Below are 16605 nucleotides of genomic sequence, written 5' to 3'. Positions count from 1 at the left end.
GTGTTCATTTCCCGTGGGGCCAAGGCGCGCAAACTGACGTCGTTGATTTGCAGAATCAGCTTGATGTGTTGCAGCGCCTGTTCGGCGGCGCACCCCATGGGCACGTCATCCACCAGCACCACAAATTCGCCTTCAAAATCGATGCCCTGGCTTTCGCTTGGCAGCGCTATATCGTCGCGCGCACCCATGAAATCGTCGCCAGCGCCCTGGTACATCAGCGGCGTGTGTTCTACGCCGTCGATGGGATCAAGGTTGAACGCTTTCTGCATCAGCGCACCATGGCTGAGGAATGCCGAGCCGTCGCACCACTGATAGGCGCGCGGCAACGGCGCCATGGCTTGGGCGGGGTCGAAGGCAAAGGCATCCGCCGCTTCGCCCGCATTCAGTGTGCTGGCAAGTGCCTGCAAACCCGGCTCCACGCTACTCCAGTTCTCAATCGCCTGTTGCAAGGTGGGCGCAACGGAGCCGGCATCCACTGCCCACGCCAGATCTCGCGAAACGACTACGAGCCTGCCATCACGACTAGCGTTTTTCAGGGTGGCGAGTTTCATACGGATGCTCCTTGTTCACGATTCAACTCATCAGCGAAGCGCCCGTCGAGGAGGATGAAGACCATGCGCGCCATCGCTTCGGTGCGGTTGCTCCATGCGTGGTTGGTGCCGCGTTGCACCACCACGTCGCCGCGTTTGAGATGTACTTCTTCCTCATCCAGCACCAGCCACACTTCTCCCTCGGTGACGATGCCGTAGTCGAGGGTTTCCGTGCGGTGCATCAATTTATGCCGGGTGCTGCCCTGCCCGGTACCCGCGTGGGACTGGCCAATTTCGGCGAATACCGCTGCGGCGTTTTCATCGCTGACCTGGTTCTGGATGCTGTCCGGTGGAATGTCCACCACACGAATGACGCTGCCCTGTGGTCCGGGGCTGAGTTGTAGCGGTTTGCTGCTGGGATCACTGGCGTTGTCGAGTAACACCGGGGTGGTGCTGCTGTTCCACAGTTCATGAAATACCGTGCCTGGTACGGACGACAACGGGAACACATTGGGTGTCGGCCCATTGCTGGCGACGATGGCCTGACCCTGCTGATCGTGACCGGTGACCACTCGTTTGAATTCAGGAAGCGCTTGCATGGAGAATCCTCGTTCAGTTTCCGTCGCCAATGGTGCTACCACCGACAACAATGTTCGCGTCGTCCAACAGACCGCCGAGCCGGGGCACGGCCAAACACAACACCGCCACTAACAGTTGYAGCCCACCTACAATGGCCAACGCATGGGGCAGCGCCGTGGCGACTCCATGGGTCAYGCCCAAAACAACCAGGGGGCTGATAAATTCGCCGGCGAAGATGGCGGCGGTAAAACATCCCGCCGCCCGCCCGCGTTGATGGAAATTGACTTGAGCCATGATCCAGGTGATCAGTGTCGGCAGCATCAAGCCAATGCCAAGGCCGTTGATCGTCACAGCGACCACGACTTGCACATGGCTTAAGGCGTCAGACATCAACAATCCGCCGATGCCCGCCAGTACATAGGCGATCAGCAGCATGTGCTGCCCGCGCATCCCGCTGAACAATCGAAAACTCAGTGCACCGACGAGCACGCCCAGTTGATTGGCGCCCATGGTCATACCGATTTGTTGCGGGGCATCCACCTGCAGTAGGTTGAGGAGATAACCGACCTGCACCGGCACGATAAACAGGCTCAAACCTGCCAACAGCGCCAGCACGTACATGGGTGTGAGCGCGCGCCATGGAAATGTGCCTGTCGGCAATGCGTGGGTTGCTTGCTCCGGCTGTGGGCGAGCCTTCGGCTCCCACAACTGCCAGGCCATCAGCGGCAGGAAAATCAAACCCACTGCGTACAACGAAAACGGCGTACGCCAGTCGTTTTGCCCGAGGAAGCCGCCCAGCGCGATAAACACTGCCGCCGACAATGAGGTGGCGACCATCTGCAAGGCGAACAAACGTTCACGTTTGGCGCCGCTGTAATAGTCGCCCATCAGCGTGGTGCAGCAGGTCATGATGCCCGCCTCGGCCAATCCGATACCCGCACGGCTGAGTACGATTGCCTGCAGCGAGTCGAGCCAAAGTGGCAGCACCCCACAGAGGACGTACAGCAACATGCTGGCGAGCAGCAATGGTTTGCGCCCTAGCCTGTCGGCGATCAACCCGGCGAAGGGCGCCAGCAGCGCAATCACCAATGCCGGCAAGGTCAGTACGATCGGGACCAGCACAGCGCTGCCGGCGACATCGGCAAAATGCGCCTGCATCCGTGGCAACACCGGGGCCAACAATACGGCGCCCAGCACCGGCAAACAGCTTCCCAGCAGCAGCAACAGAGATTGCGGCAATCCGGCTTGTCGGGTGGATTTTTCTACGAAGGAATTAGCGACCATGGCAGCGATCCTTAATGCGCAGGTGGTGAACGTTTGCAACAACCGACGTATCAGAACCCGCCACGTGGGTCGCACTTACCGGTACAACCGCTTCGCCGTTAGCGCTGCGTGTGGGTAACAGGAAGTACGCCAATGCCGGCAGCAACACCAAGGCACCGACCATGTTCCAGATGAACATGAAGGCCAGCAGCACCCCCATGTCTGCCTGGAATTTGATAGGCGAGAACGTCCAGGTCGCCACGCCGATGGCCAGGGTAATACCGGTCAGCATCACCACCTTGCCGGTGGACACCAGCGCGCGGTAATACGCTTCAGACAGGCTCGCCCCCTGGCGCAAATGCCCCAGCAGAATGCTCATTACGTACAACGCATAGTCGACACCAATACCGACACCCAAGGCGATGACCGGCAGCGTGGCGACTTTGACCCCCATGTTCAGCCAGACCATCAACGCTTCGCAGAGGATGGACGTCAACATCAGAGGAATGACCGCGCAGAGCGTCGCGCGCCAGGAGCGGAAGGTGATCAGGCACAGCAGAATCACCGCGCCGTAGACCCAGACAAGCATCTCGCGGTTGGCTTGTTTGACCACGATGTTGGTCGCCGCTTCGATACCGGCGTTACCGGCCGCCAGAAGGAACTGCACCTCGTCGGTGTTGTTCTCGGCGGCAAATTTTTCCACGTGGTCGACCAAGCGGGTCAGCGTCTCGGCCTTGTGGTCGGTGAGGTAGGCGTACAGGGTCAACAGGCTGCAGTCTTCGTTGTACAACCCGCGCGGCGCACTGGCGGTGATCATGTTGAGCATCGCCTGGTTGTTCTGTAGCTCGTACCACTTCGGGTTGCCTTCGCTGAGGCCTACCAGCATGCGACGGTTCAGCAACGCCAGCGAATTGGTCGAATCCACACCCGGCAAAGCGCGCAGTTGCCAGTCCAGGGCGTCGACCTTGGCGAGGATGTCGTAGCGCGCACAACTGCTGGCCGGCGTTTTCACCATGACCGCAAACAGGTCACTGCTGGCMCCGTAGTGACGAGTCAGAAAAGCATCGTCCTGGTTGTAGCGCGAGTCCGCACGCAGCTCCGGCGCACCGGCATCGAGGTCGCCGATTTTCAGTTGCAGGCTCACCAGGAAGCCGACAACCGCCAACGCGAGGCTGATGGCGATGCACAGGCTGGCCCAGCGACGATGGGTGAACAGGTCAAGAAAGCGCCAGAACCCATGGCGCACCTGACCGGATTGTTCGGCCTGTTCGCTCTTCAGGCTTAGTTGAGCCGCACGCGGTGAAACACCGACATAGGAGAGCAACACCGGCAGCAGGATGAGGTTGGTGAAAATCAATACCGCGACACCAATGCTGGCGATCACTGCGAGGTCCTGGATGACCTGGATCTTGATCAGCATCAGCACCGCAAAACCCACGGCATCGCACAGCAGCGCCGTCAGCCCGGCGAGAAACAACCGGCGAAAGGTAAAGCGCGCAGCCACCACCCGGTGCATGCCACGACCGATGTCTTGCATGATGCCGTTCATCTTCTGCGCGCCGTGGCTCATGCCAATGGCAAACACCAGAAACGGCACCAGTACTGAATACGGGTCCAGTTGATAGTCCAGCAATGGCAGCAAACCGAGTTGCCAGACCACCGCGACCAACGAGCACAACACCACCAACACGGTGCTGCGCAGGCAACGGGTGTACCAAAACAGGACGGCGGTGGTGATCAGGATCGCGACGGCAAAGAACAGCACAATCTGTTTCAGGCCGGCAATCAGGTCGCCGACTTTTTTCGCGAAACCGGTGATGTGAATGTCGATTTTTGCGCTTTGATGGGTGCTGCGCAGTTTCTCCAGCTGTTCGGACAGGACCGCGTAATCAAGCGCCTTGCCGTCAGCGGTGGTTGCCAGCAGCGATACGTAAATGATGCTGGAAGTCTGGTCGAACGCCACCAACTGACCGAGCTCGTTGGAGCGTTGCACATTGCGGCGTAGCGCCTCGAGGTTGGCGGCGGTGCCGCTGTAGTCATCGGGTATCACCGGACCGCCATCAAGGCCATCCTCGGTTACCGCGACCCAGCGCGTGGCTGGCGTCCACAGCGACTTCATGTAAGCCCGGTCGACACCCGGCAACAGGTAGAGTTGGTCACTCATGGCCTGCAGGGTTTTCAGGTACTCGGCGTCGTAGATACTGCCTTGTCGGTTGGCCACCACAATACGCAGGGCATTGCCTAAACCGGTGAGCTGTTTCTGGTGCTCAAGGTAGTTGGCAATGTACGGCTGTTGTGTGGGGATCATCTTTTCGAAGCTGGCATTGAGCTCGATGCGGGTGGCTTGATAACCCAGGACCAGGGTGGTCAGCACACACACCAGCAGCACCCACAGGCGGTGATTGAACAGCGTGCGTTCCACCACCGAACCGGAGCGTGGATCGAAATTCGCCAGGCTTTGCTTGGCGTTGTCGGAAGACTTCATAACCTCACTCCGAAGCGGTAGCGATTGACGGCGAAACGCGCGTCAACCCAGTGAAACCCGCCAGCGTCAGGCTGCCATCGGCGGCCTGAATAACACTGGAGACGGGCTTGCCGAGCGGTTTGCCATAGGGTTGGAGCAACGCATCGGGTTGGCTGTTGGTRCGAAACAAGGCGCCGGTTTGATTGACCAGCAGCAACTGGCCGTCACCGGTGCGGATCGCATCACTGAACGACACCGGCATCGACACGGGCACTGGCTGGAAGCTCTTGCCCAGGTCGCGGGAGGAAAACGCATTGCCTTTCAGACCGGCCACCAGCAAGGTGCCGTCATCGCGCAATTGCAGGGTGAAAAAGCTGCCCGCGTAGGGGCTTTCCAATTGAGTGAATGACTTGCCGGCATCGTCCGAGCGAGCGAGATAACCCTGCTCGCCGGCCAAAAACCAGTGTTCTCCCTGTTGAGCGATAGCGGATAAGTGCGCGCCCATAGGGTTGTCGATTTGCCCCATGATCGATTGCCAGGTAGAGCCGCCATCATCGGTGTGAAAGGCCAAACCGTATGCCCCGACAATCACACCGTGTTGGTCATCCACGAACTGCAGGGCAAGAAACGGCTTGTCTGCGCCCTCGCTGACATAACGTTCAGCCGTTTGCACACGCGCGGTGGCTGCATCCTGATCGTTGGCAGAAGGCAGTTGCGCGCTGGCAGCCGTCAGCTCAAGTTGCGCCGCTCGCAGTCCATCCAGTTGCACGACCCAGTGTTCACCCCCGTCGCGGGAGRCCAGGACGACACCGCCATGTCCCACGGCCCAGCCCGTGTTAGCGTCGACGAACTGCACCGCCGTAAGGCTGACCGACACCGGCACGGCGACTTGACGCCAGCTTGCGCCGTTGTCATCGGAGAGCAGCACGATACCCCGCTCCCCCACCGCCACCAGGCGTGAACCCGCCCGGGCCAGATCCAGCAGCACCGCGGATGTCGCTTGCGGCACCAGCATCGCCGGGGTATTCAGCACCTCGCCCACCGCTGCGGCCTGCGCAAGGCTCAACGGCATCGCCAGAGGCAACGCCATAAGCCACATCAGCCGACCAACCACCTGACAGATTCTGTTCATTACCGACCTCGAAAAACCGTTAAAAACCGGATCGCGTTCCGCAAACCGCGATCCGGCCTGACTCAACGAACCCCGGCACCCGCCATCGCTGCAGGCGAAAACTCCGAAGCCTTGTAGCGATCCACCATGCCGTACTGCTCTGGCAAACCGGTGTAGACGTTCTGGATAAACCAGGCGCCTGAGGTCAGGTCATAAAAGCCCGAAGACAATTGCGCTTGTGCTGGCAAGTCCGGCAGGACTGCCGGCAACGACCACAAGGTCTTGGCCAGCAGACCGTTGGCGTCCCAGCGGTCGCCCAGCATGGCTTGCCAGGTGTCTTCATCGAGGTAGTAGCGGCCCTTCGGCAACTGGTGACGTTTACCCGGCGCCAAGTCTGCTTCCACGACCCAGACCCGGTGCAATTCCCAACGCACGTAATCCGGGTTCATGTGGTGTGCGAGGAACAGGTCCTCAGGTTTGCTGGCGGTTTGCACCTTGTTGGTGTTGTAGGGGATGTACATCTCCTGTTTGCCCACCAGTTTCCAGTCGAAGCGGTCCATGCGGCCCTGGAATACGCTCAATTCGTCGAACGACATCACGCCGGCAGTGGCAGGTGTCGGTGTATCGCAGCAGGCATTTGGCAGCTTGCGCACCCGGCGTTGACCGGTCAGATAAACGTGCGCCTGGGACAGGTCGCCATTGATATTGGTGCGACCCAGGATCTGCTCGCCGGCGCGCAATGGCGGCCCGACGTTGAGCAGACGGAACATCCAGTAGTCACCGGCAAACGACTCCGGCGATCCGTCCTGGTAGTAATACGGCATCTCCTGGATGGCCTTGCCATCGGTGGTCATCACCTGCTTGCCATCGGCGGTCATCAGGTAATGACGAAAATGCATCGCCACTGAAGTGCCGCGCCAGTTCAGCACGTGGTTCCACATGGCTTCGGCGCCATTACTGGGTATTGGGAACGGGATGCCGCCAAACGCGCCTTGCGGTACGGGACCGGCGCTGCTGTCCACCAGTTTGGCGCGGGTGGCGTTTTTCAGGGTGTTGTCATACACCCACTGCGGCGCGGCGGCAGTGCGCCGGGTCGGGTAAACATCAATGCGGTAGGTGTCGGGGAAACGCTTGAACATTTCCTTGGTGCCGTCGGTGAGTTTGCCGGCGTATTGCGCGAGGTTTTTCGAGGTGATGCTGAACACCGGCTTGTCCGCGGCGAACGGATCGGAACGTTTACCACCTTGCTTGTACGAAGGATCGACCTTGGTGTAGCCACCGTCCCAGGCGGGAATGGTGCCGTCAGCGTTGCCCGCACGCTCGGCACCGAAAGGCGTCAGGCTTTTTGATAATTTCGCCGCGTCTTCAGCCGTCGCCGCCACGGTCACTTGGCTGCCGATGGCCAGGCTGCCCAGCAGTGCGAAGCAAAGGGCTTTGAGCTTGAAGGCTCCGGTCTTTTTAGGGTTGGTCATGCGCAAGTCCTCTTAAAACGTGGTCTTGACGGAGAAAGACAAGTAGTCCCGGTCTTTCAGCGATTGCTTCATGTTGAATTGGGTGGCCCCGTTGAGGTTGGTGTCCTCGGCGCCGTAGTAATGCGTGTAGGTCAGGCCTGCGGTAACGCGGTCCAGGTAGGTGGCGGTAACGCCGATGTTCATATCGCCGCCGTTGTCCGGGCCGAACGCGCTGATCACAGCGGATTTGCCCAGCGGGAAGTAGCTGATGCCGACCGGAATGCTGATATCGATACCGGAGAAAAACTGGCGGTAGGTCGGGGTGTAAACCACCTTGAAACCGAGACCGTCATCGGTGACATTCGGGTCCAGGGCGGCACGGTTTTTAGTGACGTTCAGCAGCCGGTTCCAGGCCATCTCACCGACGAGTCCCGACTCATTGGCAATGAAGGTCGGCCCGAAGGAAGCCAGTACGTTGAGGTTGACGTGAGCAGTACGTCCGATGGCGTACAGCGGGTCGCTATCGTTATTGGCTTCCACGCCAGGCAGGACGGTTTGACCGTTGGAAACCAGCGGCATGTTCCAGCGCATCGAGGCTTCACCGGCGAAGCTGTATTCCTCGACGGTGGTGGAAAAACTGGCGCCCAGGGCCTGGATGTCTTCCGGATACACCCAGTAGTACTCACCGATTTGCCCGGTACTGAAGTTCGGCACACCTGTAGAAGGCTTGAGATACAGCTTGGGGGTTTTGTCGTGGTACTGGATCGCGTAAAGGCCGTATTCGACGGTCTCCGCGCTGTATTTCAACTGCAAGCCGCCCTGCCCCGAACTTTTTGCTTCCTTGTCATTGCCATGGAAGAACGCCGCCGGGCTGCTGGCATTGCCACCGAGGAACGCGGGAAAAGGTGCCCCCACGATCAAGCGTTCGTTGCCTTCGCCGATGGTGTCGCTGGTGGAGAAATAACTGCCGGCCCCGGGCAGGCGCGTCTGTTCCCATTCCAGTTGGTAGAAGGCGCCGAGCGACACGGCATCAGTCAGTTGAAAAGTGCCCGACAGCTGATTCACCGGACGGGTGATTTCCTTGAACTGGGTATTGGGGACGGACTGTGCCTTGACCACGTCGACCGGCCCCATGCCACCGGCAATGCCGTTGGCACCGAAAAACAGGCTCTCGCCCCAGACCAACCCGTGGCGCCCGGCGCGCAATGACGTAGCGTGATCGCCCAGCTCGCCGTTCCAGTACACGAACGCATCAAGCAATTCGCCGTCACCGCCGTGCAAGTGGCGGGTGTCATCGGTGAATTCGTCATAGGCTACCGAACGCGCGTTCGCGCGCGCCGGGTCAGTGTTGTCGTTGTCCTGCTGGTATTCGGTGTCGTACCAAGTCGCGCCACTGAGGCGCGCGCCGACGTTTTTGAAGGACATATCCAGTTCGGAAAGGATGTCGGTGCGGTTGGAGATCAGGCCCTTCTTGAACGCCCGATCACCATCGTCCTGGTTGAGTGACACCTGTCCTTCGGTCAGTTTGCTGCTGGGATCCTGGAGGCGCCATGCGGCGCTGTACTTGACCGTGTTGTCCCAACGCAGGCTGAAATCCGGATTGCCGGTATCCACTTGAAAGGCATGGGCAGCCTGGCTGCACAGCACCAACGCCGCAGCCAAACTGAAACCAAAGGGTGCAGACATGCGGACCGGGCGACGCGCAAGCGTCGCAGTCGTGGAGCTAACCATCGCGTTAACCTCTTGTTTTTATAGTGGTAACTGCTGTGGATGCGTTGGGTCAGATAGGCTCGGCCGTGCGTGCGAGCATCTGCTTGACCAAGCCAATGCGGTCGAAGTCCCGGTCGTGCTGCATCTCTTTGTCGCCGGCCAGCACCGAGCTTTCGCTGATGAATTTGCAGCGCTCGAAACGACGTTCCATGAAGCACTTGAGCTGTTGCTCAATATTGCCTTCACGGGTCAATTCCTCACTGAGCACGATGGCATCTTCAATCGCCATGCCGGCCCCCTGGCCAAGGTGCGGCGTGGTGGCATGGGCAGCATCACCGATCAACAGAACGCGGCCGCGATACCAAGGTTCGTCGACAAAAACCACTTCCATCGGCTTGTAAACCACCTGACTGCTGTCGGTGATTTGTTCACGCAGTTCGCCGATCAGGCCGGTAAAGCCTTGCAAGCGCTGACGCATTTGCTCGGCCAGGGACGCAGGGTCCATCCAGGGATTGGTGGGTTCATGGGAGGTGAGGAACATGTACATCAGGTCGCCGGCCAATGGCACCAATCCGGCATTGCCGTCGGCGCTTTGGTAATTGGCGAGGTGATCGATGCGCGGATCGCGCGGGAAGTTGTAGCGCCACACCGCCTGGCCGGTGAACCTTGGTTTATAAGTGTCGCCAAGCAGCAGTTGGCGAACTTTGGAGAACAAACCGTCGGCACCCACCACCAGGTCGTAACCACCGCTGCTGCCATCAGTGAACAACACCTCAACGCTGTCGCCCAGGTCCTTCAGGGATTCGACACTGAGTCCAAGGCGTACTTTGGCGCCCAGTTCGAGGGCGGTTTCGCTGAGCACTTTATGCAGGGCCAAACGGGAGATGCCAACGTTCGCCGGATAGGCAGGCCCTGCCAGTCGCTGACCCGGGATGCGCGCCAGCTGCTGACCGGCCGGGCCATAAATGGCGACGTCTTCAAAGGCATACGCCGCATCCAAATAACCATCGAGCACGCCCAGCTTGGCCATCTCACGGACCACGTTGCTCTGTTGGATGATCCCGACGCCGTAAACCGTCCACTCTGACTTGAGCTCGATCAAATCGACTTCAATGCCCTTGCGCCGCAGTGCGATGGCCGCACACAAGCCACCAATACCACCGCCCACGATCAGAACTTTGTTCACTGCACTCATGGCTTACTCACTTTTATTCTTGTGATTCGATGCAGCGCCGGGCGCTACGTCGTTAGGTCCAGCTTCCCGTCAAAGCAGGGATTTGACTAATCGCGAGTAGGGATGCGATGTATCGCCAAACGCGATACCTCAACCGGCCCCGACAACGCGGTAGACCCAGGCATTTCCAGCACCAGCCAGCCCTCCTCCAAACGCCATGGCAACGCGTCCAGACTCTGGCCCAGACACGGGCCGTAGACGCATTCGCCAGTGCTCGGGAGGAACTGCGCTCCGTGGGCGTAACAGACGATCAACTGGCCGTCAGCCGACAAAAAACGGTCCTTTCGGTACTCCAGGCGCACGTCCAGATGCGGGCAGCTGTTGCGATAAATCCGCACCTGCCCCTCATGCACCAAGGCAAAAACACTGTCCTTTCCGCGCTGCAACGGATCGAAACCGCGCGCCTGCCCTTCCACCAGTTCGTCCATCCGGCACAGGAAAAAATCGCCGTGGGTCATGGTCAACACCGCACTCAGCCGTGCTTGGGTGGCGGGCCGCCCGGTGCCCATTTTTCTTTCGAATTGAACAGGAACAGCTGCGAGTTATCCGCCGACAGTGGTGCACGGCGGGCCTCCCAGGCGTCATCGTGCTTGTCCATGTCGGCGTCGTATTCGATGTGGCAGCCCAGCGGACTGTTGAAATACCAGAACCAGTTGGAGCCAAAGAGGTGGCGGCCAGGGCCCCAGAAACTGGTCCAGCCTTTTTGCTCGAAGCGCGTGCCGGCCAACAACACTTCAGTGCCGCTGCCCATGTGAAAGGTGAAGTGTTCGCAGCCCTTCATGTGCGGTGGGGTCTGGATCATGAACAGGCAATGGTGATCATCGGAACCCGCCGGGCGCATGAACGGCCCGGCACCGATAAAGGTATCTGTTGTCCTGAAGCCCAGGCGCTCGGCATAGAACGCTTCGGCCTTGGCCGCGTCGGGGACGAAATACACCACGTGGGACAAGGTGCGTGGCACAGCGCTCATGTCGAGGGTAATGCCTGGTTGATTAAGCGGACGTTGCGGGAAATGGCCCGCGGCGTTGGTCAGATCATCCGGAGCGCTATATGCCCTGCGGACAGAGACCTGGAAAGCAATCGCAAAACCCATGTCGTCGACACTGTGCAACACGCCGTTGTCGTCACGGCTGACCTGACGATCTCGCGCCAATTCATCCTCGATAGCATCGAGATCAGCCGCGTTGGCGACCCCATAAACGGTTTCGCGAATCGACGGTGCCGGACCAATGGCGGCAGGCAAGTCTGGATCGTCCGCCCGCCGAATGATCACGGCGGTGCCGTCCAGTGCTTCGAAGCGCCCGCCGTTGCTGTCGACAGCGACAGGAGCAAGGCCGTAATCACGCAGGCAATCGGTACAGGCTTGGATGTCATCGACGCCAAAGATCAGGGCATCAAGGCCAAGGATGTTCATGGCTACCACTCCATTGAAATTAGTATCCGGACGCGGCTGCCTCAGGCTCGATGGCCCATCAGCAACGCGGGGTGTCCGGTGGTGGTGTCGGCAAGGGCGCCGACTGCTGCGAAGATTGACGGGCGGCTTGGCAGCTGACTAATCGTGTGTCTGGATGTGACCTATTAGAAAACGCGATACCTGAAAATCACGTGGCGCGCGTTTTGGGGGAGACGAAAAGAAACAGCGGGAGGGTTGACGCGGTGATGTATTCATCCGAATGTATCGCGAAAATAAATACAAAAATGGACATTCCTGATGCGTTTTAACCACCTGGATTTGAACCTRTTGGTCGCACTCGATGTGCTGCTCGAAGAACAGAACATCACCCGCGCCGCCGAACGCCTGCACATGACGCAGTCCGCCACCAGCGGTGTGTTGGGACGCCTGCGTACCTATTTCGAAGACGAACTGCTGGTGCAGGTCGGCCGGAAAATGCAACCAACGCCTTATGCCAGGGAGCTCGCCACCCCGATCCGTGAAGTGCTGCTGACGATCAAGTCGTCGATCACCGCCAAGCCGGTGTTCGACCCCACCACCAGCAAACGGCACTTCCGCCTGGTGACCTCGGATTACCTGATCAGCGTGCTGTTTGCCCAGGTGATTCAGAAGATCCATCAAGAAGCGCCCAACATTACCTTCGAGATGCTCGGCCCTGGCGACAATTCCGGTGAGTTGCTGATTCGCGGTGAGGTTGATCTGATGATCGTGCCTGAGCGCTACATCATCGACGGCCACCCCCACAAGCTGCTGTTCGAAGAGGAACACGTCTGCGTGGTGTGGGACGGCAATACCCAGGTCGGCGATAGCCTGACCCTGGAGCAGTACATGGACATGGGCCATGTTTCCGTCGGTTTTGGTCGCAGCCGGCACTTGAGCATCGAAGAGTGGTTCATGAACCAGTATGGTTTCAACCGCCGTATCGAGGTCATCACCAACGACTTCAACACCCTGCCGCAACTGGTCGTAGGCACCCAGCGCATCGCCACAATGCACCAGCGTCTGGCGCTGTTGTACGCCGAGCACCTGCCGTTGCGCATCCTCAATCCACCGGTGAAGATCCCTGTCATGCGCGAGGTCATGCTCTGGCACCGCAGTGTCGAGGGCGACCCGATGCACCGCTGGCTGCGCGAACGCATCAGCGAATTTATCCAGCACCTGGAGGATCCTCCTATCGCCCATCGCGATACCTCCCATCCCGAGTCACGATTGGCGCATTAGTCGGCGCGTCCTTAACGTGCCTTGTGAACGTCAAGGCAATCACAAGGACAACAACAATCATGTTCCGTTACTTTCCAACCAATTATGTGTGGAATCTTTCTGTCGACCTGGCCATCGAGATGGGCGCCCGAATAGGCGAAATCGAAGAGATGTGCGCGCCGTTGCAGGAAGCCGCCCAGCAGCCTGACGCTGCTGGAACCAAGGCGTTCCGCGAAACCTGGGCGAAGATGGCCGACAAACTCTGTGGCCTGGCTGAGGAAGACGAAGGTAATGGCCGGCTGCTGTCCGCAGGCGAAAAGTACAACCGCGCCGCCACTTATTACCTCACCTGCGAACGTCTGCAGGCCCACGGCGCACCGGGCCGAACTGAGCTGTACCAGCGCTTTTTACAGACCTTCAAACGCGGCATCGAATTGTCGCGCGAGAACTGTGAGCGCGTTGAAATCCCCTACGAGGGTAAACATATTTCCGGCCTGCTGGTGCGTGCCGAGGGTGTGACCGGTCCGGCTCCGATCCTGGTGCAGGTCAATGGACTGGATTCGACCAAAGAAATGAAATACCGCGTCGGCCTACCGGCCTGGTTGGCAAAACGCGGTATCTCATCGTTAATCATCGACCAACCCGGCACAGGTGAAGCGCTGCGCCTGCATAACCTGATTGCCCGTTTCGACAGCGAGCATTGGGCCAGCCGCGTGGTCGACTGGTTGGAAACCCGAAGCGACGTGGATGCCAAACGAATTGGCCTGGAAGGCGTCTCTCTCGGCGGCTATTACTGCCCGCGTGCGGTGGCGTTTGAACCACGCTTTGCCTGCGGCGTGGTGTGGGGTGCGAACCATGACTGGCGCGATGTACAAAAACGTCGCTTGGAAAAAGAAGGCAGCTTGCCTGTACCGCACTATTGGGCGCACGTGTGCTGGGTGTGGGGTGCAAAAGATATGGATGAGTTCATGGCCATCGCCGAAAACGTGCATCTGGATGGCGTACTCGATCGCATCAAGGTGCCGTTCCTGGTGACCCACGGCGAGAAGGACTCGCAAATCCCACTGAAGTGGGCACAGCGTACTTATGAGCAACTGGTCAACAGCCCTAAACGCGAGCTGAAAATCTTCACCGAACGCGAAGGTGGCGTGCAGCATTCCAGCTTCGATAACAGCATTAACGCCGGTCACTACATCGCTGACYGGATTGCCGAAACGCTGGGTGGCCACACCGCTTAACAGGTTTCGCGAAGCATAAAAAACGCCGGATAACCTTAGGGTTTCCGGCGTTTTTCGTTGATGGGCAATCGAATTCAGTTTGGCGCACGTGTGCCATGGAACGAGCTGATCTGCCAGCCTTCGGCACCGAACGCCCAGACCTGTGTGGCAAAGCCTTCACCGCGAATCGACTGGTCACCACCGCGCTTACGCAAGGTGTTGCACTGCGTACCCGTCATGACCGCCAGATGTTCGCCGTAAAAGCGAATCAGCAGTTCGCCACGTTCAATGTCCAGATACTGCACGGCGCTTTTTGCGTATTCCAGATAGTCAGCCTTGTCTTGCACCAATCCTGTGGTGTGCACATACACCAGGTCATCGGCGAACAGTTCGGCGACGCGCGAATAATCTTCCTCAACCAGGGCTCGGCGGCGTTCTTGCTCAAGCGCCAGGAGTTCGGTTTTTACAGTGGCGGTGGTCATATGAAGTGATCTCTGTGGATGATGAGCGCGCACCATAGACGCCCGACTCGATTGATAAAAAATCGCCGATCACGATGCCAGCCATCGTGACTCGCGATACTCATCGCTTGAGGTCACTCATCGCTGCAAAAGCCCCGGCACTGCTGACGTAGCGCAGCTATTGATGCCATCAATACGCGCGCATTGATGCAAGTTGCTGGTGGTGTCCATGGCCGCGCCTTAGCCTCGCTTTGCATAACAATCAGCAAAGTGAAAACGCCATGAACGCCCTGCACCTGAAATGCCAAACCTTGTTCGACGGTACTGGCCTGGAAACCCGTCAACAGCAAACACTGGTCGTGGAGAACGGCCTGTTGGCGTATGTCGGCCCGACAGCCCTGGCGCCGCAGCCGCAACCGGGAGACACCCTGATGGACGCCGGCGATAATTTTGTCATGCCGGGCCTGGTGGATGTGCATACCCATCTAGCGTTCGGCAACGCGCAGAGCGAAGAAGACATCGATATCTGGACCAGTGACGAGTTCCGCGCGCTGCGTGGCATGTTCTTCGCCCAACATGTGCTCGCCGCCGGCGTGACCAGCATGGTCTGCCCAGGCGATAGCGGCCAGCTCAGCATCTCTATACGCAATGCAATCGCTGCCGGTTTGTTCGAGGGCCCACGCATTGCCGCCAGCAGCCGAGTCATTACCAATCGGCAGAGCCTCAATGACTGGTTCCCGAGCCGCGTCGGCGCACCGGAATATTTCACCGCGCGCCTGGTCACCAGCCGCAGCGAAGCGTTGGCGGAAATCCGCAAACAGGCCAAGGATGGCGTCGACCTGATCAAGATCGCCATGGACGGCACCCACCGTCGCCCGAATGGCGAAATCATCGCCGCCTTCACCGCTGAAGAAACCTATGAAATGGTTGAAGAGGCGCACCGCTTGGGCTGCAAAGTGGCGACTCACGCCTATGGTCGCGAAGCCGTGATGTACGCCGCCCGCGCAGGCGTTGACCTCGTGTTCCATGCCTTTTATATGGACGATGCGTGCATTGAAGCTTTGCTCGAAGCCGGCACCATCCTCGCGCCGACCATGACGTTTCCTCAAAACACTGTGGACTTCTGCCAACCCCACGATCCAGCCATCAGTACCGGCTACGCCGGCTATTGCGCACGGACCCTGGAAGTCGGTTCGGCCGTGCTCAAACGTGCCAAGGCCGCTGGGGTGCCTTTCGCTTGTGGCAGCGATAGCGGTTTTGCGGTGACGCCTTATGGCGAGTGGCACGCTCGCGAGTTGGAACTGTTGGTCACCCGCTTGGGCTTCACACCGGCAGAAGCGTTGTATGCCGCCACGGCAGTTGGTGCGCGCTGCATGCCACGCGGTGAGACCCTCGGCTCCCTCGAAGTGGGGAAGCAAGCGGACTTCCTGCTGCTCGACGGTTCGCCGTTGCACGACATCCGCATTCTGCAAGACCGCTCGCGCCTTAAAGCCGTGTACAAGTCCGGCCAGCCCGTGCGCATGGAGCGAAGCCCCTACAACCCCAAACAGGTGTCAGATTTCAACTCGCTGAAATGGACAGACCTTTACACCCGCGACCGTGTTGCCCAATTGGGCAAGTGGGCTCAATGAGGACCAACGCCATGCCGCAACTCGACCTATTGACCGCCACCCAAATCGCCAGCRGCGCTATCCGCATCGCCCGTGAAACGGGGGTTAAACCCTTGGCTGTCGCCGTGTTGGATGCCGCCGGTCATCCGCTGGCCGTCTTGCGCGATGAACTCGCCAGTTTCCTTCGACCACAAATCGCCACTGGCAAGGCCCGAGGCTGCATCGGTATGGGTTTTGGTGGGCGCGAACTGGCCCGACGCGCTCAAGCGATGCCGGCATTTTTCGACGCCATAAACAGCCTGACTGGCGGCGAGGTGATTCC

General features: G+C 59.3%; 15 protein-coding genes. 4 read left to right on the top strand and 11 right to left on the bottom strand.

Annotation, left to right across the window (positions count from 1 at the left end; translation table 11 throughout):
• The 10 genes from AC1DRJ_RS08820 to AC1DRJ_RS08775 all read right to left on the bottom strand — a co-directional run.
• On the bottom strand, nt 1-551 hold a 551-nt coding region (locus AC1DRJ_RS08820; protein ID WP_477801792.1), incomplete at its 3' end, for a fumarylacetoacetate hydrolase family protein.
• Complete coding sequence (locus tag AC1DRJ_RS08815) at nt 548-1129, bottom strand: cupin domain-containing protein (protein WP_477801791.1); 582 nt, start codon at nt 1127-1129, stop codon at nt 548-550. The genes AC1DRJ_RS08820 and AC1DRJ_RS08815, both read right to left, overlap by 4 nt.
• A 13-nt stretch (nt 1130-1142) precedes the next feature.
• Entirely contained in the window at nt 1143-2393 is a 1251-nt protein-coding gene (locus tag AC1DRJ_RS08810; protein ID WP_477801790.1) for an MFS transporter, read from the bottom strand.
• The gene (locus AC1DRJ_RS08805) at nt 2383-4857 is read right to left on the bottom strand and encodes an efflux RND transporter permease subunit (protein ID WP_477801789.1); all 2475 of its coding nucleotides are present in this window, start codon (nt 4855-4857) and stop codon (nt 2383-2385) included. The genes AC1DRJ_RS08810 and AC1DRJ_RS08805 overlap by 11 nt, the downstream gene beginning before the upstream one ends.
• Before the next feature lie 4 nt (nt 4858-4861).
• Complete coding sequence (locus tag AC1DRJ_RS08800; RefSeq protein ID WP_477801788.1) at nt 4862-5968, bottom strand: WD40/YVTN/BNR-like repeat-containing protein; 1107 nt, start codon at nt 5966-5968, stop codon at nt 4862-4864.
• Between the two features lie 62 nt (nt 5969-6030).
• A complete protein-coding gene (locus AC1DRJ_RS08795) occupies nt 6031-7419 on the bottom strand; it encodes a DUF1329 domain-containing protein (RefSeq protein ID WP_477801787.1) in 1389 nt (462 codons plus the stop codon).
• 12 nt (nt 7420-7431) lie between these two features.
• On the bottom strand, nt 7432-9129 hold the full coding sequence (locus tag AC1DRJ_RS08790; RefSeq protein ID WP_477801786.1) for a DUF1302 domain-containing protein: 1698 nt from the start codon (nt 9127-9129) through the stop codon (nt 7432-7434).
• A 49-nt stretch (nt 9130-9178) separates the two neighbouring features.
• Complete coding sequence (locus AC1DRJ_RS08785; protein WP_477801785.1) at nt 9179-10303, bottom strand: FAD-dependent oxidoreductase; 1125 nt, start codon at nt 10301-10303, stop codon at nt 9179-9181.
• 86 nt (nt 10304-10389) lie between these two features.
• Nucleotides 10390-10800 carry a Rieske (2Fe-2S) protein gene (locus tag AC1DRJ_RS08780; protein ID WP_477801784.1) on the bottom strand — a complete coding sequence of 137 codons (411 nt, stop codon included), beginning with the start codon at nt 10798-10800 and terminating at the stop codon, nt 10390-10392.
• 14 nt (nt 10801-10814) lie between these two features.
• Complete coding sequence (locus tag AC1DRJ_RS08775) at nt 10815-11756, bottom strand: VOC family protein (protein ID WP_477801783.1); 942 nt, start codon at nt 11754-11756, stop codon at nt 10815-10817.
• Between the two features lie 297 nt (nt 11757-12053).
• Between AC1DRJ_RS08775 and AC1DRJ_RS08770 the strand changes: the two genes are divergently transcribed.
• Together AC1DRJ_RS08770 and AC1DRJ_RS08765 are read left to right on the top strand one after the other, a co-directional pair.
• Complete coding sequence (locus AC1DRJ_RS08770; RefSeq protein ID WP_477801782.1) at nt 12054-13016, top strand: LysR family transcriptional regulator; 963 nt, start codon at nt 12054-12056, stop codon at nt 13014-13016.
• Nucleotides 13017-13075: 59 nt separating this feature from the next.
• Nucleotides 13076-14233, top strand: a complete 1158-nt coding sequence (locus AC1DRJ_RS08765; RefSeq protein WP_477801781.1) for an alpha/beta hydrolase family protein — start codon at nt 13076-13078, stop codon at nt 14231-14233.
• A gap of 74 nt (nt 14234-14307) precedes the next feature.
• On the opposite strand, the gene AC1DRJ_RS08760 is transcribed toward AC1DRJ_RS08765, so the two are convergent.
• Nucleotides 14308-14694 (bottom strand): nuclear transport factor 2 family protein, encoded by a 387-nt coding sequence (locus AC1DRJ_RS08760; protein ID WP_477801780.1) that lies wholly within the window; start codon nt 14692-14694, stop codon nt 14308-14310.
• Between the two features lie 260 nt (nt 14695-14954).
• Here AC1DRJ_RS08760 and AC1DRJ_RS08755 point away from each other — a divergent pair, with 260 nt between their 5' ends.
• Together AC1DRJ_RS08755 and AC1DRJ_RS08750 are read left to right on the top strand one after the other, a co-directional pair.
• On the top strand, nt 14955-16304 hold the full coding sequence (locus AC1DRJ_RS08755; RefSeq protein ID WP_477801779.1) for a metal-dependent hydrolase family protein: 1350 nt from the start codon (nt 14955-14957) through the stop codon (nt 16302-16304).
• A gap of 11 nt (nt 16305-16315) precedes the next feature.
• Nucleotides 16316-16605: GlcG/HbpS family heme-binding protein (locus tag AC1DRJ_RS08750; RefSeq protein WP_477801778.1), on the top strand; the 290-nt coding region annotated here is incomplete at its 3' end.

Source organism: Pseudomonas sp. P5_B2 (assembly GCF_056400445.1).
The sequence above is the reverse complement of the archived record's forward strand: the minus strand, read 5'-3'. Positions and strand labels throughout refer to the sequence as shown.